Source organism: Blautia acetigignens (genome assembly GCF_025566865.1).
In the GTDB taxonomy this organism is placed as follows: Bacteria; Bacillota; Clostridia; order Lachnospirales; family Lachnospiraceae; genus Blautia_A; species Blautia_A acetigignens.
The window spans coordinates 57,930-82,159 of the sequence record NZ_JAOQJM010000008.1; the positions used below are offsets into that span (position 1 = coordinate 57,930).

The 24,230-nt window shown below is 43.4% G+C and carries 18 protein-coding genes; all 18 read right to left on the minus strand.

The window, feature by feature from the left end; translation table 11 throughout:
* Window positions 1–147 precede the first annotated feature (147 nt).
* The 18 genes from OCV70_RS11150 to OCV70_RS11235 all read right to left on the minus strand — a co-directional run bounded on the left by OCV70_RS11150 (window position 148) and on the right by OCV70_RS11235 (window position 24,182).
* On the minus strand, window positions 148–1,440 hold the full coding sequence (locus tag OCV70_RS11150; RefSeq protein ID WP_021924846.1) for an ATP-binding protein: 1,293 nt from the start codon (window positions 1,438–1,440) through the stop codon (window positions 148–150).
* The gene (locus OCV70_RS11155; protein ID WP_021924845.1) at window positions 1,437–2,147 is read right to left on the minus strand and encodes a LytR/AlgR family response regulator transcription factor; all 711 of its coding nucleotides are present in this window, start codon (window positions 2,145–2,147) and stop codon (window positions 1,437–1,439) included. Before OCV70_RS11155 ends, OCV70_RS11150 begins: the two co-directional genes overlap by 4 nt.
* 241 nt (window positions 2,148–2,388) lie before the next feature.
* The gene (locus OCV70_RS11160) at window positions 2,389–2,763 is read right to left on the minus strand and encodes a RecX family transcriptional regulator (RefSeq protein ID WP_173767050.1); all 375 of its coding nucleotides are present in this window, start codon (window positions 2,761–2,763) and stop codon (window positions 2,389–2,391) included.
* A 306-nt stretch (window positions 2,764–3,069) separates the two neighbouring features.
* The gene (locus tag OCV70_RS11165; protein ID WP_195588209.1) at window positions 3,070–3,510 is read right to left on the minus strand and encodes a hypothetical protein; all 441 of its coding nucleotides are present in this window, start codon (window positions 3,508–3,510) and stop codon (window positions 3,070–3,072) included.
* Between the two features lie 305 nt (window positions 3,511–3,815).
* Window positions 3,816–4,883, minus strand: a complete 1,068-nt coding sequence (locus OCV70_RS11170) for a DUF4179 domain-containing protein (protein ID WP_021924842.1) — start codon at window positions 4,881–4,883, stop codon at window positions 3,816–3,818.
* Window positions 4,873–5,490, minus strand: a complete 618-nt coding sequence (locus tag OCV70_RS11175; protein WP_317259467.1) for an RNA polymerase sigma factor — start codon at window positions 5,488–5,490, stop codon at window positions 4,873–4,875. The genes OCV70_RS11170 and OCV70_RS11175 overlap by 11 nt, the downstream gene beginning before the upstream one ends.
* 103 nt (window positions 5,491–5,593) lie before the next feature.
* Window positions 5,594–6,583: a nucleotidyltransferase family protein gene (locus tag OCV70_RS11180; RefSeq protein ID WP_021924840.1), complete on the minus strand. Its 990-nt coding sequence runs from the start codon at window positions 6,581–6,583 to the stop codon at window positions 5,594–5,596.
* 308 nt (window positions 6,584–6,891) lie between these two features.
* The gene (locus OCV70_RS11185) at window positions 6,892–10,473 is read right to left on the minus strand and encodes a family 78 glycoside hydrolase catalytic domain (protein WP_021924839.1); all 3,582 of its coding nucleotides are present in this window, start codon (window positions 10,471–10,473) and stop codon (window positions 6,892–6,894) included.
* A gap of 489 nt (window positions 10,474–10,962) precedes the next feature.
* Complete coding sequence (locus OCV70_RS11190) at window positions 10,963–11,172, minus strand: DUF3791 domain-containing protein (RefSeq protein WP_021924838.1); 210 nt, start codon at window positions 11,170–11,172, stop codon at window positions 10,963–10,965.
* A complete protein-coding gene (locus OCV70_RS11195) occupies window positions 11,169–11,423 on the minus strand; it encodes a hypothetical protein (RefSeq protein WP_021924837.1) in 255 nt (84 codons plus the stop codon). Before OCV70_RS11195 ends, OCV70_RS11190 begins: the two co-directional genes overlap by 4 nt.
* On the minus strand, window positions 11,407–11,898 hold the full coding sequence (locus OCV70_RS11200) for a DUF3990 domain-containing protein (protein ID WP_021924836.1): 492 nt from the start codon (window positions 11,896–11,898) through the stop codon (window positions 11,407–11,409). The genes OCV70_RS11195 and OCV70_RS11200 overlap by 17 nt, the downstream gene beginning before the upstream one ends.
* A 318-nt stretch (window positions 11,899–12,216) precedes the next feature.
* A complete protein-coding gene (locus OCV70_RS11205) occupies window positions 12,217–15,090 on the minus strand; it encodes a glycoside hydrolase family 3 protein (protein ID WP_021924835.1) in 2,874 nt (957 codons plus the stop codon).
* A 150-nt stretch (window positions 15,091–15,240) separates the two neighbouring features.
* The gene (locus tag OCV70_RS11210; protein ID WP_173767052.1) at window positions 15,241–16,557 is read right to left on the minus strand and encodes a sensor histidine kinase; all 1,317 of its coding nucleotides are present in this window, start codon (window positions 16,555–16,557) and stop codon (window positions 15,241–15,243) included.
* 101 nt (window positions 16,558–16,658) lie between these two features.
* Window positions 16,659–17,372, minus strand: coding sequence for a LytR/AlgR family response regulator transcription factor (locus tag OCV70_RS11215; RefSeq protein WP_021924833.1), 714 nt, complete (start codon window positions 17,370–17,372; stop codon window positions 16,659–16,661).
* Window positions 17,373–17,630: 258 nt separating this feature from the next.
* A complete protein-coding gene (locus tag OCV70_RS11220; RefSeq protein WP_021924832.1) occupies window positions 17,631–18,743 on the minus strand; it encodes a hypothetical protein in 1,113 nt (370 codons plus the stop codon).
* A 152-nt stretch (window positions 18,744–18,895) separates the two neighbouring features.
* The gene (locus OCV70_RS11225) at window positions 18,896–19,294 is read right to left on the minus strand and encodes a hypothetical protein (protein WP_173767054.1); all 399 of its coding nucleotides are present in this window, start codon (window positions 19,292–19,294) and stop codon (window positions 18,896–18,898) included.
* A 12-nt stretch (window positions 19,295–19,306) separates the two neighbouring features.
* A complete protein-coding gene (locus OCV70_RS11230; RefSeq protein WP_021924830.1) occupies window positions 19,307–22,411 on the minus strand; it encodes a glycoside hydrolase family 3 C-terminal domain-containing protein in 3,105 nt (1,034 codons plus the stop codon).
* A 391-nt stretch (window positions 22,412–22,802) separates the two neighbouring features.
* Window positions 22,803–24,182: an SGNH/GDSL hydrolase family protein gene (locus OCV70_RS11235; protein ID WP_021924829.1), complete on the minus strand. Its 1,380-nt coding sequence runs from the start codon at window positions 24,180–24,182 to the stop codon at window positions 22,803–22,805.
* Window positions 24,183–24,230 lie beyond the last annotated feature (48 nt).

Sequence of the window (24,230 nt, forward strand, 5' to 3'; positions counted from 1 at the left end):
ATGAAAAAGTTTATCATCCTTACTGGCAGTTTGCTACCATACTTGCATAACCTTGCATTTTTCCGTCATAATCTTCATTCATGCAAGTGCCTTTCATCCGACCAGTAAAAATATAGCGTGCATAAACATTTACGCACGCCACGCTGCTCATTTTTCCATGCTTGGCAGGGGAATCAAAATATTAATATTGAACACTCCGTCCTCCGCTGTCACGGACATATTTCCGTGATGATTTTCCGTAATCATCTTAATGCTCTTCAGACCAAAACCGTGATGCTCTTTATCTTTCTTGGTTGTCTCAAAACCATCGCCAGATTTTTTCAATTCTCCCTCATAATAATTTTCCTCATGAATGGACAGGAAATTTCCCCGGGTACGCACCAGAATATTGATTGTCCGTTTCTCTTCCTCTTCCAGATGGGAAACAGCAGTCACCGCATTGTCCACAATATTTCCAAACAGGGAACAAAGCTCACTTTCTGATAAAAAATCCAGTTTTTCTCCCTCTGCGATACAGGTCATGTTAATTTTGTTATATTCACAGTAGAGTTTCTTTTCTGTAAGAATGGTATCCAGAATCTTGTTTCCCGTCTGAAACATAGAATCATAAATTGCCAGTGCTTTCTGGATTTCCTTCGCCTCTTTTTCGTAGGCACTTCCAGACAGACTTTGCAGACGCTTGAACCAATGCTTCAGATCATGGCATTTGATATTGATCAGTTCCATATTTTTTCTGGAAAGCTCATATTGCTGCTGTTTCTGATAGAGCAGATCTTCCAGCTGCTGCTTCTGGGCAGAAATGGAATTGCGCTTCAAAGTACCAAACTGTACCATCAGAAGCAGCAGACAGGCAACCATGGAAAAAATTTTCCACGCAGCGAAAATCTCTTTTGTCTCCACGCCAAGCATATGGTCTACCATATAAAACTTAAACACCGTATCAATCAGCCCTGCTGTTACCAAAAGCAGCAAGAGGAAACCCGGGTGAACGGTTACATGCTCCGTTTCATCGATTCTCTTTTCCATAAAATGCAGTACCATATATACGGCCACTGCCAGCAACACTACATAAAGCAGAATAAATGCAATCCCATCGTTTATGTTCAGAAAAGTCTGTAACAGAATAAACACGCTGTACAAAATAATCTGGGTACTGTACGCCGCCACACTGACGAAAAAGATTTCCCTCACAGAATTTTCATAGCAAAATACCATGGTCAGCATGCTCAGAAGAAACATGATTATGATTCCCGGGATACTTTCCCACATGGTTTTGGTATTGCTTACAAAGAGCAGCGTTCCAAACAGACAGATTCCGCTTCCGGCAGCCGCTCTTATCCAGAACAGCGGTTTTCTGGCAAAATTACGGCACATCAGGAAACTGAACAGCAGTAATTCAAAGGTAAGTTCACATTTCCAGACAATCTCCCATATGTTCATGCGCTGCATCCTCCTACATAATCATTCAGGGCTTTCATAAAGCTTTTCTTCCTGGGATGGCTGATCTGCAGCTGGATTTCCCCAATGCTTACCAGATAACCTTCCACAGAAGTCACGTAATATAGGTTTACATAATAGCAGTTGTTGCATAATGCAAATGTGTTGTTTGGAAGTTCTTCCATTACCTTTTTCATGCTGCCATAGGCTTCCACATCCTTTTCCTCAAGATGATAGATTACTTTGTGGCCCAGTACTTCCACGTATTTGATTTCGTCTATAGAGGTTTTCACAAGGCCGTTTCTGGTGTTGATGATGAACTGCTGTTTTTCACGGGAATGGATTTGCTTTACCGCCCGTTTCATTTTCAAGCTGAAGCTGAAATAGTTAAGGGGCTTTACAATGTAATCCATAGCATCCACCTCATAGCCGTGAACCGCATACTGTGCCATGCTTGTCACAAAAACCAGCACTGCCTCTGTGTTTCTCTCCCGGAATTTCCGCGCCGCCTCAAGCCCGTCCATGTACGGCATCTGAATGTCCATAAATACCATCTGGAAGTCCATTTTCCGCTGTTCCAGAAAATCCATGGCATCATGAAACTCCGTTATACTAAAATGCTCATTCTCCTCTGTCTCAAACCGTCCCAAAGCATCTGTTATTATTTCTCTGTCTGTATCGTTATCTTCTACAATCGCAATGCGAAGCATTTTTCCTCCTCCAATCCCCAAATATTCCCACACTTCTTCCATAATATCTTATCTAAAATAATAACATTTTTCCACGCTTCTGCATCTTTTTAACGCAATATGCTGTTTTTTTATCGTGTATGGATAGTTTACATGGACAGATTGCATAATTACGGTGATTATTTCCCACGTTCCGTTTCAAGAAATAAAGAAAAGTCCCTTTACAGCTATCTTTCAAACTGTAAAGAGACTCACCCAATGTTTATGCCATTTCTACTGCAGCATCTTTACTGAAATTTTTGCACCATTTCTTTACCTTTGAAAATGGCAGATTCAAAATCTCGGATATTTCTTCCTGCGGATAACCCTTCGCGAACATGTTATAAACAACTTTTTTATTTCTTTCTTTTTCTTTTCTTTTTAAACGTTGCTTATGCTCTTTGAGACGCTTTTCAACTATTTCTTCCGCCATTTCTCCAGCCATCTCTTCTGCCATTTTCGGAGCCATATCAGCCGCCATATCTTTCGCTATTTTAGCCGCCATCTCTTCCGCCATTTTAGGCGCCAGTTCCTGAGCAATCACCCTACCCTCTATCTGCGCCTGCAATTTTACCGCACCGTCCCATGCTTCACACATGTCCTTCACCTCCATAACTCTTTCATCCACAATCGTATACTGCTCCAACAAAATCCCCAGAAACCACCTGGTTTCCACGCTTAACTTTTGTATTTCTTCTTTATGATCTTCTATGTACTTTCTCAGTTCTTCCTTCTTCCGGCTATGGTTCATAATCTTAAAGATTTCTTTTCATTCCGTATGGAACAAATCTGGATTCTGCTCATGAATGTCAACTAAGCCAATATCATATTCAGGAAGCTGTCCTGAAAATTTCTTCACTTCTTCAGGAATTTTCATCATTTCCTGTAAATGCTGTTTGCTGATTCAACGTTTCTCGCCCAGATAAACTACCAGATGAAAAACTAGAATCAATGGTTGACGTTCATGAGTTTTTTCAGAATCATCTTTTTGCTTGCGTGCTTTTAACTGATTCGTATATTCGACTCCATCATAAGTAAGACAGCGTACCGGCATTTCATAATCAGCACTGGATTCCACTTCACATGCAATCAGGAATCTACAGCCAGGCTTATCATAAAGCCGTAAAAAATCACGCTCCCTTTCCAGATAAATTCTCTTCGTTCCATTTTGAGAAGAACTGTTTTTCTTTTGTAAATTTACCAGATCAGCAGTATCCGCTACTGATACCCGTTTTTTCCTCTGTACTTCTTTCAGATACTGAGCCTCAATAATCTGCTTCCCTGCAAATACAGTTCCATTAATCAGATCCGCAAATCGCTCATGGTCTGCCAGATATTCTTGCATTCCCTGGTCTTTAGCCCCAAAGGCCTTCACCTTCTTTCACTTTATACTACTTACAGGAATTTGCTGCCGAACGGCATAAGAAAAATACAGAGTTCCTGAAATGTAGTACCAGAGTATCACAAAACCAAGGCCAGTTCAATGACTTTAGAAAGTTTTAAGAATATCTATTTTATTGTTTGCATTTATATAATATCATTTTTGTTTTAGGAACGCAATGCTCTATGAGATGATTTGTAATCAAATTAAAAATATATAGCCAGCTACCAGCTATTTTTCACTGATGGCTGTCTTCTATTCCTATTAGTCTACTCTTGCAAATCTATCATAAACCCATCTCCAACCGGAACTGCTCTATCCTCCGGATTTTCATTTTCTCCATACTCACTGGAAGATTCTTCTACATAAAATTCATCATCCCCATCCTGATATACAAATTGGTTTCCAGCATCGTCTGCATAATAATATAACTGCAAAGTTAGCTGTTTCGCATTTGGAGAAATTCCGGAATCTGTCAGATCAAATACAAGATCTGGATTTCGATATGAATTCAGTTCAAAAACCAGTTCATTTCCAAGATCATCTTCTCCGCGGATCAAGAATTCATCATTTTCTGCCATATCTGGCAATTCACCATAAATTGTTCCGCCAAAAATATTATATTTAATTTTTGAAATAGCAATGTTTTTCCCATTTTGCAGCTGCATGGATTCCTTAATGGGTATTTCCTTCGTATCTACGGCTAAGGTTTCCAGCGTAGCAGTAAAGGAAAAAATGTATTCATCCTTCTTCTCAATCTGATCATCTTCCGTTTTAAATGTACCAATCGTTATATCAATTTTCTGTGAACCAGACAAATCATTTCGGTAAAATTTTGCCACATAACTTTTAGAGACTGCATCATCAGCTTTCGAATTAGTATTAAACGAATACTGCCCCTCCAGTGCTAAATTTTTCCCATCGATTACGGCCTCGGCACTGTTCATGGATATATCATTATCACCGCTCTCATTGCTCAAAGAATAAGCAATCCACAAATTCTCATGATCCATCGCCACTTCCTCTAAAGATACTGCAATCCCGTTCTTTCGAATCGTTTTCTGAATTTGTTTTACATAATCATCCGCATCTTCTGTACTGCCTAATATCCTGCTAATTAAAGAAGTCATTTTATTCCAGGCAGCTTTGACCTCATTCTTATGTGTTGCTCCTATTGCCACTGCAATTATTATCACAACACAGGCAACCGCAAACCTCATATATTTTCTGAACACTATGGTTTTATTTTCTCTCCAGGGTTTTGAAGCCTGATAGATGTAATTTTCATTAACATCCGCAAATACCTCCAGAAAATCCCAACCCTTGTTATCCTGCATAGCCAGCCTCCTTCAACAAAGCGTAAAGTTTTTTCCTGCTGCGTGCCAAAACTGATTTTATTTTGCTTTCCCCACATCTGTGTCTGTTTGCGATTTTCTTTATAGAATCCATGTACCAGTAACGTCGTATAAAAATATCCCTGTCACGTTCAGAGAGCCCCTGCAAAAAGTCATTGAAAATTTCTACAATTTCTTTCCTTCGCAAATACGCATCAATTTCTGAAGAAATTACACTTCCTAACTTCTCTACCTCTCCTGCAATATTTTCCATGTGAGAATTCATTCGCTTTTGTGCATTTCTTTTGCGATATCGGTCAATTGCGGTATTTCTCGTAATCTTTGAAACAAAAGGAGCTAATATAGAAGGCCTTTTCGGAGGAATACTATTCCATGTAAAAAGCCACGTATCATTCACACATTCTTCTGAATCTTCCCGGTTATATAAAATGTTATGCGCAATCAAGAAGCACATATTTTGATACTTGTTTTTTGTCTCTGTAATCGCACTTTCATCTCTGGCAAAATATAAATCTACAATCTGTGCATCATCCATTCCGTGATTTTCTTTCCAATGCTCCTGTATATTTTGTTTTTCATCATATATCACGCAAAATTTTATCATCCGTCGCATAGAATGCAGTATTTCTTAAAAAAAATCCTCTCTGCAATTTACCCACAACTGCAAAGAGGATTTTCGCTTTCCTTATCTTTTAATCTATCACATCATTCTGAAACCTTGACAAATGCTCATAGGGCAAAATCAGCCTTCCGCGGAACAGTCCGCAGCCGTCGTTGATGAGACTGTTGTTGACGGCGGAGAACATGTTTACGTCCAGGTCGGCAAGTTCCAGCTGGAGAAGGCGCATGCCGCGTTCGTAGGCTTCGTCGAAATAGACGCATTCGCCTTCCGGGATCACGTCCCTTCGGGCACGTTCATCCTGCTGGCGTTTCTCGTAGCCTAAATGGTTCGCAGGACCGATTTCCGCAATGTCATCCATTTTCTGGGTGCGCAGCTGCACTTCCATATAGGATCTTGAGCTGTTATCATAAAAAGTAATATGTAAGGACTGATAACCGTATTCACTGGTACCACAGATATAATCTCTGTAGTATGGCTTCACCTCTTCATCCAGCAAAGGTGATGTACTCAGCTTCACTCCCTGGGCAGACTCCGCAGTAAACCCTCTCTCTTCCAGGAATCCCGGAAGCACGTTTGCAATCTTATAAAGATAGCGGATAGAAGCCTGCTCCTGGTCTTCTCCCGGTTTCAGATGACATCTTGGCAGACAGACTACAATCCTGTATGCAATAAAGTCACGGAAACAGCTCAGCTTGTTTTTCAGCTCAGACACAGGCGGATAGGTTCCATTTTCCCGGTAATAATTATAAATATATTCCACAATATACCCGTTAAATTTCTCTTCCGCCCGAATCAGGGATTTAATTCTTCCCTTAAAAGTAAACGCCAGGAACGGATATTCATGGGCCATATATTTATAAAATTCACGGATCTTCTGAGACTGGGCTGTCAAGAAATCGTTGTGCTCCAGAAGCTCCGTGATCTGAAGCAGGAAATTGCTGTGTACCAAATCAATCTCATTATAGTTCTCCTTGGCTTCCCTGCGCAGATCCTCCGTATATTTCTGCAGAATCTTTAAAACCGTATCACCGGAATATAAATAATCGTTTAATGTAACCATACTTGTCACCTCGCTCCAAAGAGCATACTTTCTCATAAATTGTAATTGCGCAAATTATTTTATACATATTCTAACAAACTTTCACAATTTAGCAAGAGAAAGTTTTCAATAGAATGCAACGAAAAAGGCCAGTACTGGATCAGAATGCTCTCCGTACTGGCCTTTTCGCATACGGAATCTGGCAGCATTTTAAGATTCCGCATGTTCCGTATCATAATAAAATTGGAGGACTTTATCTATGATAACAGTTATTGCATATATTTTATAAAACGCTTCAGTAAAAAGCATTTCATAACAATGATGATTGATTATGCAGCAGTTACCGTTACATTGCCGTCTGTCACTTCGAAGTGATAGGTTCCGGCAACTAATTCCATCTGCTGAGTTTCAATTGAATTGTACTGTGCAGCACCCATTATGGTTACGCCGTCGCAGGCTGTTACGTCACCGGATACTGGCAGGTATAAGGTTGCGGAGGTGTTTGCAGGAACGGTTACATCGTAAGATGTCATCACACCGTCAGCTGCGGTCCAGCCGCTCTTGATGGTTCCGTATACAGAATCATAGCTTCCCTTTGCCTCTGTGAAATCACCGCCGACAGTAGGCTGCAGGATAAAGTGCTGATATCCAGGCTGTGACTCGTCAGCTTTGATTCCAAGCTGGTAAGCAACCATCCACTCATAAACTGCACCAAGTGAATAGTGGTTGAAGGAATTCATGCTGTTGTTTCCGTTGAAGCCAAGCTCGTTGGTATATCCGTTCCAACGCTCCCAGATGCTGGTTGCGCCCTGAGTTACCGGATACAGCCAGGAAGCATAATCAGTAGACTCAAACAGCTTGTAAGCAGTGTCGTTCAAACCATAATCGGAAAGTGCATTCAGCAGGTTTCCGGTTGCATTAAATCCAGTTGTCAGAGTATAAGGAACAATCGGCATTCCGTCACTGTCCTCACCAGATGCTTCTGCAATGGAAGCATTATAATTTTCCAGAACTTTTTCCAAATTCTCATCGCTTACTACATGGAAACGAAGAGGTGTTGCATAGGAAGCCTGGGTATCCTGGATCTCACCCTTGGTGTTCTTTGTTTTTCCGGTATCCGGGTCAATGAAGAATTCATTCCATGCTTCTCTTGCAGTTGCAGCTGTCTCACGATAGCTCTGTGCTTTTTCTGTATCACCCATAGCATCGGCAAGTACTGCTGCCTGATCCAGACAGTTAATATAAAGAACATTTCCAAGCATTACGCCGTCAGTCGGAATTCTGGAAAGGTGATCACAAAGTGTACCAGTCTCACCAGTCAGTCTTGCATCTTCCTGCTTATCACCGTTCTCATCCTTGTAGGTCATTGGAGTAGAAGCAAGGTGATCTACGTATGCATAAATGTTATCAATGTTGTCTTTTACAATGTCAAGTTTTCCTGTCTGCATATACAGGTTGTAAGGAATAGTTACAACCAGGCAGTTCCAGGTAATACCAAAGCTCTGTCCGTTGTGCGGGATCTTGTCATCTGCTTCCAGATCATAAGTTACAAATGCCGGGCAATACTGGGAAGACATTCCGGTCTCACCGCAGTCCGCGCGAACAGTATCCATCCACTGGCGCATGAAGTTGTAAGTATCGGCTACATAAGAACCAGACAGTGCATAAATCTGCGCATCTCCGGTCCATCCCATACGCTCGTCACGCTGCGGGCAGTCTGTTGGAATGGAAATGTAGTTGCTGGTTGTGGAGTTTGTGATGTTTGTAAACAGCTGGTTGGTCAGCTCATTGGAGGACTCATACTCAGCGCTTGCATCCAGCGAGGAAAGTACCTGCATCTTGATGCAGTCTGCCGGAAGCTCCTCATCAAGGCCTGTGATCTCAATGTAACGATATCCGTGGAAGGTAAGATCCGGTGAAAATACGTTCTCGCCCTCTTTCATAGTATAGAAATCGGTTACCATCGCGGTACGGTAGTTCTCAACCATCAGCATTCCGTCAACGCCTTCGCTGGTGTACTCATCCAGCTCCGGATAAAGAATCTCAGCAAAACGAACGGTTAAGGTCTCGCCTGGTTTTGCATACTCTTCAGGAATTGTGATAACCGGAACACCGGAAACATTTTCGCCCATGTCGTAGATATAGGAATCGGAGCCTTCTTTGGTTTCGCCAAGAGCTTCTTTTACATCATTGGTACGGATTACGTGAACCGGATCGTCATAGCGGGAAACCAGCTGATAATCTGCAAACTGTTTTCTTGTCTCGATTTCAGAGGAAGCTGTCCATGCAGAGTCATCATATCCAGCCTCTGTCCAGCCTTCTACTGCTGCCTCTTTGGTAGCGTCGTATCTTTCTCCCTGGAAAAGAGATGCCAGACGTACCGGGCCATCGTTGTAGTAGGTCCAGCTGCCGTCATCGGTTACAACGACGTCACTGGAGCCGTCTGTATAGTTGACAACCAGTTTTGCCATAAGGGCTGGCTGATCGCCATAATAGTTATTATTCAGGCATTCAAATGTGGTCATTCCTGTCCACCAGCCCTCGCCAAGGATTGCACCCATTGCGTTTTCCCCGGTCTGAAGGTAATCGGTTACGTCATAAGAGTTGTATGCCAGAATGGAATCGTACTCTGTGGAGCCTGGATTGAACCATTCATCTGGTGCCACTTCCTGTCCGTTAATGTAGAAATCATAGATACCCTGTGCGGTCAGGTAAAGTCTTGCAGACTCGATCTCGGATTTTGCTTCGAAATCGGTACGCACCATAGGTGCTGCCGCATAGGAGGGATCTGCATATCCAAGAACACCTGCGTCACCGCCATTTACAGTAATTGTATTTCCATCTACAGTTACGCCGTCCATTCCGTCAAAAATAGAATAGGTTGCACCGGTTTCTGCGTCCAGAAGGGTTCCGGTTGCATATCTTCCGCCGTTTTCAATTTTGTAATTTGTAAATGTGGCAGTGTCGCCTGCATTTGCTGCAAAACCTACGGAATTCAGGTTCGGGAATGTATTTCCATTTTCCATGGTATTAACCAGGATATCATCGCCCACTTTTGTACCGTCTACGGTAATAGTCAGTGTACTTGCGGTACAGAAGATGTTGATGGTGTGCGCTTCGTTTTTGTTCTTATCTGTAATCAGGGTATTCAGATCTTCGTCATCCTCAATGGTGAAAAATGGAGTGGACGGATCGTCATCTTTTGCATAGCCCATGCGGTAAGCATTGATCTTAGCTCCGCCGTTTGCATCAACACCGGACAGATCAAGCTCTACGCGAACGTAGTTCTCGCCTTCCTGCATTTCACTGTTGAATACCTTGTTTTCCAGACGGAAATCGTCTGCGCCAAGAATAAAGGAAGCTGCGTTGCTGCCTTCTGCTACCTGTACATCTGCGGTAATATTGAATACTGCCTTGGATGCGGCATCAAGCTGAAGTTCGCCTGCACCGATCCACTTCGCTCCATCCCAGGAAGCTGTGGAAGTATCCATCAGACCTGTTTCAAAGGTTGCATTCTCAGACTGGATGGTGTTGTCATTGTTGTCGGTTACGGTTACCGTCCAGCTGTATTTTGTTGCCGGAGTCAGCCCGCTTCCTTCGTATTCAATCTCGTTGGATTTACTGCTTTCCACTACACCGGAATCCCATACTACATTTCCTTCCGGATCCTGTACTACGATCTGGTAAGATTTCTGGGCTGCGCCAATCTCTCCCGACTGCATCTGCCAGGAAAAAGCAGGCTGCTGGGCATCCACGCCAATTGGGTTGGTGCGTCCCTGGGTTTCCAGATTTACAATTGCGGTTTCTGCGGATGATTCGGCTGCCACATCTGCTGCCATCACACTCACCGGACCGTTTCCCACCATAAGGGTAACGCCCATGAATGCAGCGAGCACTCGTTTCATACTCATGAATTTTCCTCCTCGTTTTTGTGATACTTTGTTGCATACATTTTGCCTGTGCAGCCTTTTGGAAGCTGCGCTTACATGTTCTTTCAGATGAGATGGCATCCATTATCTGGCTGCCTTTTCCCATCTTATTTAGTTAATATTGTAGCATTTTCACAGTGAAATGGTTATTTTTTACGCAAAGTGCGCATATTCGTACGCAAACTGAAATTTGACAGGAATTTTATATGTAAAATTTCACTATATTGTGTATTCAAAATATATCTAGTACATCGAAAATTAAGTATCTGCTATATTGACGCAGAATGATTTTCTCATATGCAAGGCGGAGGAATGAGGCGTAGCGGCGGCTACGGCGATTGACGACAACGCGGCATATGAAAAATCAGACCCTTTCAACCGATATCGCATAACCTTGCAGTTTTCTGACATAACCTTAAGCAAAAAAGGTACCTTTCTTTTTACAGAAAAGTACCTTTCCCACTCTATCAATTACCACGCAGTTTTACCTGTAGCAATCAGGCTATCGATGTCCATATATGCATTTTCAATTGCTTCTGTATGATATATTTCATACATATTATACACAAAATCCGTAAGCTTCTTCTCATCCAGTATCCGCAGTACTTCAGCCGCAGTTGTTCCTTTATACTGTGCATAACTTTCCAGCAGATATGTGAAAAATCTAAATTCCTTACTCAAATTTCATCCCCCCTCAAATAAAGAGAATTTCCAGGATCTCCAGTTGCTTCCTCCGCTTCCCAAATGTCATATACCGCCAGAGGACTGAAATACCATAGTTTCATATCATCATCTTCCAACATTTCATGAGTTTTAGAATTAAGGAATCTTCTAAGCGCTTCTGTCTGAGAAATTCCTCTGTTTTGAGCTATTAAAGCGGTTACTTCACAGTCAAAATTTTGAAGAATTGATGGCTTAGTTCTTTTTTCCATATTCATTTCCCTCCAGGTATTTTAATGCCGAAAGACCCTTCCAGGTCAAAAAAGCAAACTGATCTGCCAGTTTCTGCGGTTTCAGCAGGATTAATGCAGTTTCTTCATTTATAGTTCCTGCCATATAATCATTTATTACTGGCATTGTGTTATCATTTGCCACTGGCCCAATAACAATATCATATTTCGGTCCACTATAAATAGCTTTTCTATTATCAGTTACATATCTCAGCCATTCAATATCTGGTGACTCAAATTTTAAAACTGACAAATTTTTAATTTTATCCTCATTAAATTCATAGCATGAAACAATAGGGGTTCCTTTTCTACGTCTAAGTGTTTGTGTCTTCGACCATTTTTCGGCCTGTTCTTTATTCGATGTTGTATAAAATCCAGCACCAAAATCGAGTGTTCTGTTGGAAACAATAATCTTCGGTTCTCTTACTTCAACATTACTGCCGTGATACAATATCATGCTAAGGCTCCCTTCCTACACAACTTTTTTCAAGTATAACATATCTGCCCAAACAGTACAATTCCATCCATTTCTTCATTTTTTTAATAAAAAACACCCATCCGCAATATTTCAGCGGATCTAAACCTAATAGCAGTTTTTATTTCCCCAATCATCAAAAATGAAAGTGTAGTCCAAACGCATAATAAAAAGTCAATAGTTTTTGCATTGCAATGTAAAAACTATTGATTTTTAATAAGTTATTGCATTGTTATGTTTTTATGTATTAAAAGGCGCCTCCCCATTCCCCGGGGAAGCGCCTTTTGCGTCTAATCCGTCTTATTTCTTTTCTTCAACCACAATCTCAATCTTATTGTTTTTTCTGCATCTTCTGACGATCAAAATCACGCCGCCGATGATGATTACGGCCATTGCGATATCGAATGCGATCAGCCAGTACTGCCACAGCGGAAGTACTTTCTTAACTACTACATTTTCGTCGATTCCGTTCATTGCAGAGCTGTTTACAACGGTGTAGAGGATGTCGTGGGAAGCGTTTCTGAGGGCTGTGACTAAGGTTGCATTGTCAGATACATCACCCATTTTGTAAACCTCAGAGTCAGTGTTCAGCCACAGGTCAGTTCCTGCCTGAAGACCTGCATCGATGAACATGTAGCCGTCATTTGCAGATGCATAGTCGGTTACGATAATGCCGTGGAAGCCCCACTCATTGCCAAGAACGTTGGTGATCAGTTCTTTGCTTGCACCGCACCAGATACCGCCGATTCCGTTGAATGCAGCCATCATTCCGTGGCAGTCCGCATCTTTGACAGCCATTTCAAATGGAGTCAGATACAGCTCACGAAGAGCCTGCTCCGTAGTAAATGTGGAAATACCGTAACGTCTCTGCTCCTGGTCATTCAGTACCAGATGTTTCAGATAGCAGTACATTCCCTTGCTCTGTGCACCTGCTACCTCATTTGCACACATAGAACCTGCAAGGTAGGTATCCTCAGAATAATACTCAAAGTTACGTCCGCCAAGAGGAGTTCTGTGGGTTCCAGCACCAGGTGCATACCAGCCCTGTACGTTTACAGAAAGTCCGTCCTCACCAATGCATTTACCAAACTCAAGTGCCAGTTCTTTGTTCCATGTAGCTGCCAGAAGCTCCTGGTTCGGATATCCCATACAGTCTACATCACTCATGATCAACTCGCCGGAAATACCTGCGGGGCCGTCCTGGTCGCTGGACATTGGCTTGCTGATGCTGTCAATTGCCATGGTCTGCCATCCGCCAAGACGAACCATTTCAACCATCTCATCTACTGTCAGACAGTCAAGAACTGCATCCCATTCCTCGTCATCATAATCCTTTCCACGCATGGTGATCAGGTTGATGTTATCGCCGGAATTTGTAGTTGGCATCTCTTCGTTCGGGTCATCCTGATAAATATTATTCTGACTTAACTGTACAAATTCCTCTGTTGCTTCTGCATTGTATCTGCCTTTTTCGTTTGGCTCTCCATAGATGGTCGGCCATGTTCCTGTCCAGTCATTTCTTGTCAGATATACATAGGAATCATCATAAGTCTGGATGTTTCCATAGTCAAACTGGTTTGTAATTTCATTGCCTGTTGTTGCATCTTTTGCATAAGTTGTGTTGTCAAATTCCTTCTGCTCATAGGTTCCAACCAGAGAATCATCTCCATCTGCATCCATACCGTCAGCTGTTGTGTAACCCTTTGCAGCAAGAATATTGTTCAGTGCCTGATGGCAGTCATCGCCAATTGCAAAGTAATAAGTACCATCGTCTACAATGTAAGTTTTTGCATTTGTGTAATCATATGCACGAAGAGTTTCCTTCGGAATATCAATGCTTACTGTCTCACTTTCGCCAGGGGCAAGCTCTCCTGTTTTTTCAAATCCGCAAAGCTCAACTGCTGATTTTTCTACCAGGTTTTCTCTGTCATAGTCTGTGTAAGGAGACTGGAAATAAACCTCTACAACGTCTTTTCCAGCCACATCACCGCTGTTTGTAACCGTTACCTGTGCTGTGAAATTATCTCCGTTTTCTGTCAGAGAGAAGTCGCTGTAATCAAACTGTGTGTAGGAAATTCCATATCCAAATGGGTACTGAACCTGCTTGGTGTAATCGTATTCGCTGTCTGCTGTGGAGGCATTTCCCTGTCCAAGAACCGTGTCCTCATAGCGTGTTTCATAATAGCGATAGCCGATGTAAATGCTCTCACCGTAAACAGTGTAAGCGTTTTTCGGTCCGTTCTCCTCGTTGTTTGTGTTGGTCCACTCGCCATACTCAAAGATCTGAGTTGCTGGTGCACTCATGGAATCATAAGCATATGTATCCACAAGACGGCCGGACGGATTTACCTCTCCTGTCAGTGCTTTCGCAATGGAAATGATACCTTCCTGTCCTGGATATCCTACCCACATGCAGGCCTTGATGTTCGGGAAAAATCTGGAATCAGACCAGCCCATTTCAATGGCGTTTGCTGTGTTCAGCATAACGATTACATCATCGAAATTGTCGTTTGCATATTTTACAAGTGACATTTCTGCATCAGAAAGAGAGAGCTGATCTTCGGTAAGATCCTGTGCCTCTGCTCCATTTCTGGAGATGACTACGATTGCTGCATCGCTGTATTCTTTTACAGAATCTGCTACAGAATCCAGGTATGTGGATGGATCCTCTTCTTTTCCAACACGGGCTTCAGACTTCTCATAAACAGAGTAAAGATCCGGGTTTACCTGGAAGCCTTCTGCCTCAAGTGCATCCTTTAAGCTGGTTGTTTTGGAGGTGTCGATTGCTCCGGAACCAAGTCCGCTGTATACAAATTTCGCGGAACCACTTCCGAAAAGACTGATCTTTTTACCTCTTTCAAGAGGAAGTACATTGTCCTGATTTCTCATAAGAACAATTCCCTCTGCTACCAGCTGTTTGCTGAATTCAGTCTCGTGATCTACCAGCTCTTCGTGGCTGCTGTAGTCACTTTTGAAGTACTCATTGTCACTGCTTCCATCACCTGTAGTGGTAACCTTTGTTGTTGTGTGTCCAAGTGATCGGGTGATGATGGTGGTATATTTCATTGCGAAATAATTGCCTACCAGAACCACGATCAGAAGGATTGCAAGAACGGTTCCCCAGATTCCTGCAAATGCTTTGTTGCTCATTCGCTTTTTGGCTTTCTTCTCCATAATTGTCTTCTCCTAAAATTATTTCTATTGGCAAAATACAGAAATCCCAGCGTGCTGGCACCAGCTATTTCCTGCCCTTCCCAATTGCTTATGAGGCAATTATAACAAAAGAAAAAGCCCTCGCAAGGGCTTTGGAATGAACCGTCATTTTCATGACATGATCGGTAATAAAATGGTGAGAACGAAGTTTCCGTCCTGCACACGAACGCTGACAGTTCCCTGATATTTCTCCACAATGGACTTGATGCTGCGGATACCGATTCCGTGATTTTCTTTGTCTGCTTTGCTGGTAAGGGGCAGGCCGTCCTTCATTTTCAGCTCTCCTTCAAAGGTGTTTTCCACCTGGATCACTGCAAAAAGATCTTTTTTCCACACTCGTACACCGATACTTTTGTACTCTTCTTTTCCTCGCTTCTCCACGCTCTCCACCGCATTATCCAAAGCATTTCCCATAATGGTAAAAAGGTCTACCACATCCATAAATTCCAGCAGTTTTCCGTCTGCCACACATGTCCAGTCGATGTGATGGACCTTGCAGTAAAGGCCTTTTTCCATGAGGATGGTGTCCAGTGCTTCATTTCCAGTGTGCACATCATTGTCGTAAACTTCGATCATATCCTGCACACTTTCTATGAAAGATTTCCGTCTTTCCGAATGGCTTTCTGTCTGGATCAGAGCCTCAATCTGGTGCTTCATGTCGTGGCATTTCCGGGTGATCATGGCAATGTTTTCACGGGACATTTCATACTGCAGCTGCCGCTGGTTCCACAGGTTTTTGTTTTCAGAAAGTGCTCTCTGGACACGAAGCTCTCTTTGCAGAATAGTTTCCAGAGCCAGGACCAGCACGCAAGCTCCAAGGGCATAAATCTGATTTAAACGAAACAGCTTTATGTATTCCTGATTCGCTGTTCCTGCACCAATTACATCAATGGTTGTGCTTTTCACCAGAATACTTAAAACCAGCACAATTGTAAGAACCGTAACCGCCATAATCGCTGCGTTGGCGCGGCTTACGTGATAATGTCCCTCATCCGGAAGCCTTCTGGCAATCAGAACGGTGCCAATCAGATAGACACATACATATAGTACCCAGTAGCGAATTCCTGAGAATTCCGGAATAATCCCCTGATAAAAAATAACAATGAACAGAGAAGATGCAGTATGCTGAAGCAGCGCACCGCAGGAGGCTGCCAGAATCGCATCTTTCCATGCAATATCACAGCAAAAGTAACACGTCACAATAATAAGTACAAAGATAAAAACAAACCATATCCAGTTATAGACACTTGTTATGTCAACAAAATAAGGATAAATTAACAAGCTGGCAAAAAATAACATGAGGACACTGGCTCCCACTCTTAGCCAAAAGCCACTTCTTTTCTTTAAAAAAATAAAAAAGCATAACGCTGCTGCCAGCATTTCCATGCAATAGGAAAATCCATCCATTCCCTGTAACCAAGTTTCCATTTTTCTCTCCTATAGATCCTATGTAGATTTGAATGTTTCGTATCTTCATAGCCTAATCTAAAAAAGGGCTCCAGTACACCTAATATTTATTGGCCGCTGTACTAAATACTCTGCATATCCCCAATATACGCCGCCACAGCTTCCGCAAACGCCTTCTTCCTTGCCCGGCTCACCTGCAGCTGGTCGTTTCCCACAAGTGCCATTCCGTCATGAACGCTTCGCACATGGCGAAGATTCACCAGATAGCACTTGTTGCATTTGTAGAATCCATTCTCTTCCAGCACAGCTTCCACATCCTTGAGCACGCCTCGTGTGGAAAAATCCCCGTCCTCTGTGTGGAAGATCAAAAGGTGCTGAACCACCTCCACATACTGGATATGAGAAAGCAGGATACGGTGCGTGGCAGTACCTGTTTTGATGGCAATGCTCTTGTCTTTTTTCTTCTCCGCAAGCCGGTTTACCTTGTCCATTTTTACGGAAAACGCCTGATATTTCACAGGCTTGAGAACATAATCAAGAGCCTGGACCTCATAGCCCCGGATCGCATATTTCGCCATATTTGTAATAAAGATCAGGATAACCTCTTCATCTGTTTCCCGAATTTTTTCCGCAGCCTTCATGCCGTCCATCTGAGGCATTTCCACATCCAGGAAAATCACGTCATAGCAAGGACGGTACTGCTCCAGAAGCTCACTTCCGTCCGTATATTCCGTCACCTCGATCTGCACATGTTTCTCTTCCCCATATTGTTTCAGAAAGCTTAAAAGCCGTTCCCGGTCCTTCGGATTGTCCTCCGCAACTGCCACTCTAAGCATAGTAAATCCCCCGTAACTTATCTCTTGTAATTACTTTACATTTTACCATTTTCACTACCAGTTCACCAGAACTAAGACGAAAATTTATTCTCATTATCCTGGCAGCGTATACTAATTTTAGCTTATTGCATATACATTTTCCCAGCAAAAAAGGCGCCTCATGGCAAAGGCACCCTTTTCGCTGCAGCACCTCTGTTACCGAAATGCTGTATATTATTTTTTAAGTGTAAGCTTATCTTTTTACCAGATGGTCAGCAATTATTTCTCAATCGGAACCCAGATGTTCTGCTCAAGAGCTTTGTCAAGGATTGCCGGTGTATCACCTTTCATGAAGCCTGTCTTGTCTTCTTCTACTGTGTACTCTTTTCCGTCATAGGTTGTCTTTGTCATCTGGTCATCGCCGTAGAAGTTGCACTCAAGGTAGAACTCTGTGTGATCTTTGTTTGTAGATACGGTGCAAACAAGGTCTGCCTGGATGTCTTCGATTGTGTACTCTACTACTGTGTACTCGTCATAGTCTTTGTTTGGCTCGAACTGTGCTTCTGCCGGAAGGTCTGCTGCTGTTGCCTCTCCGTCAGCTGCCTCTGCTGCATCTGCATCATCAGCGCCGTTGTCGAAGTATACCCACAGATCCTGCTCGATTGCTTTGTCAAGGATTGCCGGTGTATCACCTTTCATAAAGCCTGTCTTGTCTTCTTCTACTGTGTACTCTTTTCCGTCATAAGTTGTCTTTGTCATCTGATCATCGCCGTAGAAGTTGCACTCAAGATAGAACTCGCTGTTGTCTTCTTTTGCAGATACTGTGCAAACAAGATCAGCCTGGATGTCTTCGATTGTGTACTCTACTACTGTCCATTTGTCATAGTCTGTGTTAGCCTCGAACATTGGCTCTGCCGGAAGCTGATCCTCTGTTACGCCTTTGATTTCTTTCTTGTCTGCGCTTGCATCATCGGAAGCTGCTGCATCCCCGATTGGAACCCAGATGTTCTGCTCAAGAGCTTTGTCAAGGATAGCTGGTGTATCACCTTTCATGAAACCTGTCTTATCCTCTTCTACTGTGTACTCTTTTCCGTCATAGGTTGTTTTTGTCATCTGATCATCACCGTAGAAGTTGCACTCAAGGTAGAACTCTGTGTGATCTTTGTTTGTGGATACGGTGCAAACAAGGTCTGCCTGGATATCCTCGATTGTGTACTCTACTACAGTATACTCATCATAATCTTTGTTTGGCTCAAACTGTGGCTCTGCCGGAAGATCTGCTGCTGTTGCGGCTGTTGTTTCTGTAGCTGCCTCTGCGAATACAGAAACGCTTGTTGCCATAGAGGATGCCATTGCTGCTGCAAGTACAAGTGCTAAAACTTTTTTCTTCATGATTTTCTCTCCTTTTCTATTGTAACTGCTTGCCGCGCAGTTAACTTCTTACATTTATTTTGCAGATGTAACATGCCACATACATCTGTAAAATTTTTATCATCCCGGAAACAGGTCGTCTCACGCCTGTTCCTGGAAGATTTTCAGATAAATTACTCAACTTCTTTTGCAACCGGCAGGAAGGAAGCTACGATGTTAAGGATCATGCCAACCACTGCCACGCTGCAGAAGATAATGAAACTCATAATTGTGTCAATTCCATCCAGTCCGGAAACTACATAACCGATCTGGTTTACCATTACGGAAGCGCTCCATACAGCTGCGCTTGCCATTAATACTGCATTTACAACCGGGATAAATCCGGTAATCACTTTATTGAAACCAACCAGTACAAAGGAAAGTACCGCAAGGACGATTGCTGCTGCCAGGAAGTAATATACTGGCTGATAAGTGTACATTACCTGACCGTAGTAAATTGCTTCTACGATAGCGATAATGCCTGCTACAAGCGTCAGATACAGTCCGATTGATTTTTTTGTCTTATTCATCATCCGCACCTCCCATTACGCTTCTTTTTTCGGTTTAACAGTTTTCAGGATCGTCATGATCAGGAACAGAAGTGTAAGTACAGCGAATGCTGCTTCTGCGCCTGTCAAAGCATTCTGATACCAGGTTCTTACAGCCTGAATCTCAGTTGTAGAGCTGATTCCGTTCATGGCATTGCTCTGTACCAGCTGATACAGGAAGTATTTGATGTTCTTCTTCATCATCTGCTGGAAGTTTACATCTTTCTCAATGTCCTTTTTGGATTCTGCCATAGCACCGATGGTAGAAGTATCATATGCAGAAGAGGTCAGTGTTCCGCCGCCGCCAGCTGCTGTTACGTCTCTCCAGTTCATGTAGTCCGCACCATTAATCATATCGGTTACGAACCATCCCTGATAGCCCCACTCATTTCTTGTAATGTTTTCAAGAAGATTCTTGTACGCACCAACGAAAGAAGTACCGGCACGGTTGAATGCTGTCATAACGCCCTGTGCATTGTTACTGCTCATGCACATCATAAATCCACGAAGCTCGTTCTCACGGGCTGCCTGCTCGGTCATAAAGGTGGACAGACCAGAACGGTTTGCTTCCTGATGGTTGAATGCGAAATGTTTTGGTTCAGCCATGGTTCCCTTGCTCTTAAGGCCAACGCAGAGAGCATTTCCCATGTAAGCAGTAAGAACGGAATCCTCTGAGTAATACTCATGGTTACGTCCGCAGTAAACAGTTCTGTGAAGGTTCAGACCTGGTGCAAATAAGGAGCTCTCATTTGCCCACAGACCATCTTCTCCAAGAAGCTCGCCTTCTCTTTCAACAAGGTCTTTGTTAAAGGTTGCTGCAACGATCGGCTCTGTTGGCATGGTTGCCATACGGTAAGTAGCCTTGTCATCTGTTTCTTCTGTATAGTAGTCTTCCTCAGAAAGGTCTTTTGACCATCTTACGAAATAACCGCCAACCTGGTCACCGGTGTATCCCAAAGGACCGTCGTTTGCGTATGTTCTTGCAAGCTGGATGGAATCGATATTCTCGAAGTCATCACCTGCTTTTTCAATGAACTGAATTGCCTCGTCCAGAGTAATCTGGTTCATAAGCTGATCCCACATCGGATCATCGAAGTCCAATGCTCCGGCATAGTTGCCATTCTCATCAAACTGCATCATGTCGATGAGCTTCATGCCATTGTCTGCGCCCCATGTAATGCCGCTTCCATCACCCTCATTCTCAGTGAGTTCGTACAGCTGATCGGTAAGACCTACCATCATAGCCTCAGTAGGTGTCAGTGACTCAATTGGCTCCCATCCCTTGGACCAGTCAGATCTTGTGGTATATTCAACAGTATCCTCAATCAGGTTGTTGATATCCATATCCTGAAGCTGGTTCTCAACTCCTGCGGAATAGGTCTCAATATCTGTATCAGCAAGATTCCATTTGATTGCATTGTCTGCATTGATCTCGTCTGTCTCAGCAATTTTTACAAGTCCGTCTTCATTGCCATTCTTGTTTGCCAGAACATTGTTCAGTGCCTCATGTGCGCCGTTACCGATTGCGAAGTAGTAATCTCCTGCCTCCAGTGACCATGCACCCTGAGTTCCATCCGCTTTCACAGCATCCTCATCATAGCTTGCCATGTAAAGAGGATCAAACTCGATGGTTACCTCTTCGGAAGCACCTGGATCAAGAACTTCTGTTTTTCCGTAACCGATGAGCTGGATTGCAGATTTCTCAAGACCGCCCTCTGTGTATGGGGACTGTACATAAAGCTGAACTACGGATTTACCGGCAACGTCACCTGTGTTGGTTACATTTACTTTTGCTGTAGCAGTTCCGCCAACCTGTACATCTACAGATTCAAGCTTCTGCTCGAAGGTTGTATAGGAAAGTCCATATCCAAATGGATAAGAAACTTCGTTTGCATAATCCCATGCAGCGCCGTCAGAAGAACCTTCTGTTGTATCTGCATTTCCCTGTCCGAGAATCTCGTCCTCATATCTTGTCTCATAATATTTGTATCCGGTGTAGATTCCCTCGGATTCTACCAGATACCAGTCTGCTTTGTTTTCCTCAGTAAGAACTGCATCGGAGCCAGCCTGGGAATTGTTTGTGTAAAGATATACACCGTAGTTTACCATAGCCGGAGCAGATGTGGAGTTTACTGCATATGTATCCGCGATGTGACCGGATGGGTTCACCTCACCGGAAAGGACATCTGCTACACCGAGGAAACCATTTGCACCTGGCTCACCAGCCCATACGATTGCGCCGATTCCCTCGTCATTCTTCAGGTCATCGATCTCAACCGGGTTGTTTGTGTTCAGAAGAACTACAACCTTTGTGCTGTGCTCTTTGGCAAGCTCGATCATGGCTTTCTCATTATCGGAAAGTGCCAACGGACGCTCGTAGCTGTCTGCTTCGTCTGCGCTTGTCATGTTCGGGTTGTAATCGGAAGCCTCAGAACTGTCACGGGAAATTACAACCAGTGCAACGGTGTCATCTGCTGATTTCAGAACATCATCTGTGTAAATGCTCTCCGGTGCCTCGCCTACCTTGTAAGCTGCCGGATTCTCATACATTGTTCCAAAAGATGGCTGTAAGGAATGTCCGCCTTTTCTGCCATATGTACCATTTACATCCTCGCTGCTGTACAGATCCAGCATATCCTGATTCAGGGAGAAGCCCTTCTCAGTCAGTGCAGTCTGGATATCATACTGCTTCTGACCTGCTTCCGCATCAATGGAAACAGAGGATCCGATCATACCACCCAGAGTTGGATTGATGGAGTTCAATCCCCAAAGGGTGACCTTGTCAGAAGAAGTATTCAGTGGAAGGGTTGTATCTTCATTTTTGAATAATACAGTTCCTTCTGATGCGATTTCTGCTGCAAGAGCATCTTTCGCTTCGATTACCTCATCAAGGCTTGAAAACTCAGATTTGAAATAAGTGGAATCTGTTTTCTCTCCGTTACTTGTGTCTACGATCTTGTAGCTGGAAACTCCAAGACGTGTGTTGATGAATGCTGCATTGGCATCCACAATAGCCGATGCGCCCACTGTGACTGCAAGAAGACTGGCTGATACTGATGTGAGTCCTCTCCATAAGCCTGCGGACTTTTTCTTGTTGCTCATAAGCTCCCTCCTTTTATATTTTGCGCTGCCACAGCGCGTAAGCTTATCTTTTATGGTAGTACTATAACAGATTTTTCCGTTCACGGCTCATTTCATGCGCAGACTGTCAATTTTCATACGCAAATTGCAACCGCTTTTGTCTATTTTACCAAAAAGTCAACTTATTTTTTGGTAGTATAGCACAAATATCGTTGGTAATGTTGTCCAATCGTGACTGGTTCCTATTCAAAAATGACACGTTCTAGAACCATTCACGTTATATCCTCTACAGCCCTTCTGAAATCGTGTTTTTAAGATAATTTCATTATAGCCTGCGGCTGTTGAATAGCAATACAAATGGCATAAACGGATATTTTTACAGCATAATCGGTGTTTTCCAAAATTCCGCCTGTTAATGATTACTAAGAAACTCTGTCAGATACTCTTCGATTACCGGAGTCCACCATTCTACGTAACCTTTGCGGAATGGATGAACCTCGTCGTGCATGTACTCGTTGTACAAATCTGTGCCGTAGAGGGCGGTCATTTCCTCGTTGTGGTACATGTCTACAACTCCGATGCCCCATTTTTCCTGGATCTGAAGGAGCAAGTCTACCATCTCATCGTAGCCTTCCTTCTCAATGTAGGTTCCGGTGTAGAACACAACCGGGCAGCCGAAGGTTTCCTTTACATAAGAAATAATGGTTTCGATTGCTCCTGCAATTGTGGTGTCGTCGAAATCAGCAGGGTCTGTGCTGTCCGTAACTTCTCCCATTGGTTTTCCTGTAGTTGCATCGTTGGTGGACAGCTGGACTACAAACAGATCCGGGGTCTCATCCTTGCTGATCAGCTTCATTCTGCCTACATAGGAGTCTTCCTTCTCATTTACCAGAGTGGTGGCACTGATGGCGTATTTCTCGCAAACAGTTCCCGGGTGGTTGTCCTGGATGGCGTCTGCCATGGAATAATGGCCGCCAGACTGCGCACCGTATGTTACGGAAGAACCAAGCCAGATAATGTTAAGGCCTGCAAGAGGATCGGATGGGTCTGCTTCCGGAACTGTTTTCACTGTATTGTCGTATCCAGTTGGTACTTCACTTCCGGCAGGTGCCAGAAGAACATCTCCTACATATGGGAAAACCATTCCCTTCAGGGTCGGAGCCTTGCATCCAAATGCACAGGTAACCTTGATGGTGTCTCCAGCTTTTAATTCCAGGCTCTGTTTAATCAGAAATCTTCCGGAATCCGTGAGAGTTCCTTCGTCGTACTCTCCGTCTTCTGTGTAGGATGCCGGGGAATCTGCCGGAACCTGCAAATCTACAGGCACGGAAAAAGTTTCCCCGTCATTGATAGTAAAGGTAAACGGCTGGGAGCTGAATGCTGCCAGAACCTTAGATACGGTAAGGTACATATCATAAGTTCCTTCTGCACCTTCCGGGACAGTGTATACGATTTCTGTTCCCTGGGCTGCTGCACGGATCATGCCAACTTCTTCGTCATAGGAAGTCGGCTCTTTTTCGTTATCCGGGCCTACGCCTTCGCCCTCAGTGAAGACTGCTTCTGATGCAGGAAGAAGAACCTGGCCTTCTGCAAGTGTGTCTCCAGCTTCTGTACTCGTCTCTACACTTGCCTCAGTTTCAGTACCTTCTTCTGATTCGGTACTTTCTTCTGTCTCAACGCTCTCTTCTGATTCGGCTGTGTTTTCTTCTGCATATACAGTCATCCCTGTTGTTCCCACAGTGGAACCCATCATACACATCACCATAGCCATAATAAATGCCTTTCTTTTCATTTCCTCTTCTCCTTTTCACTGCGATATCCGCAGGTTTTTCTGCATGTT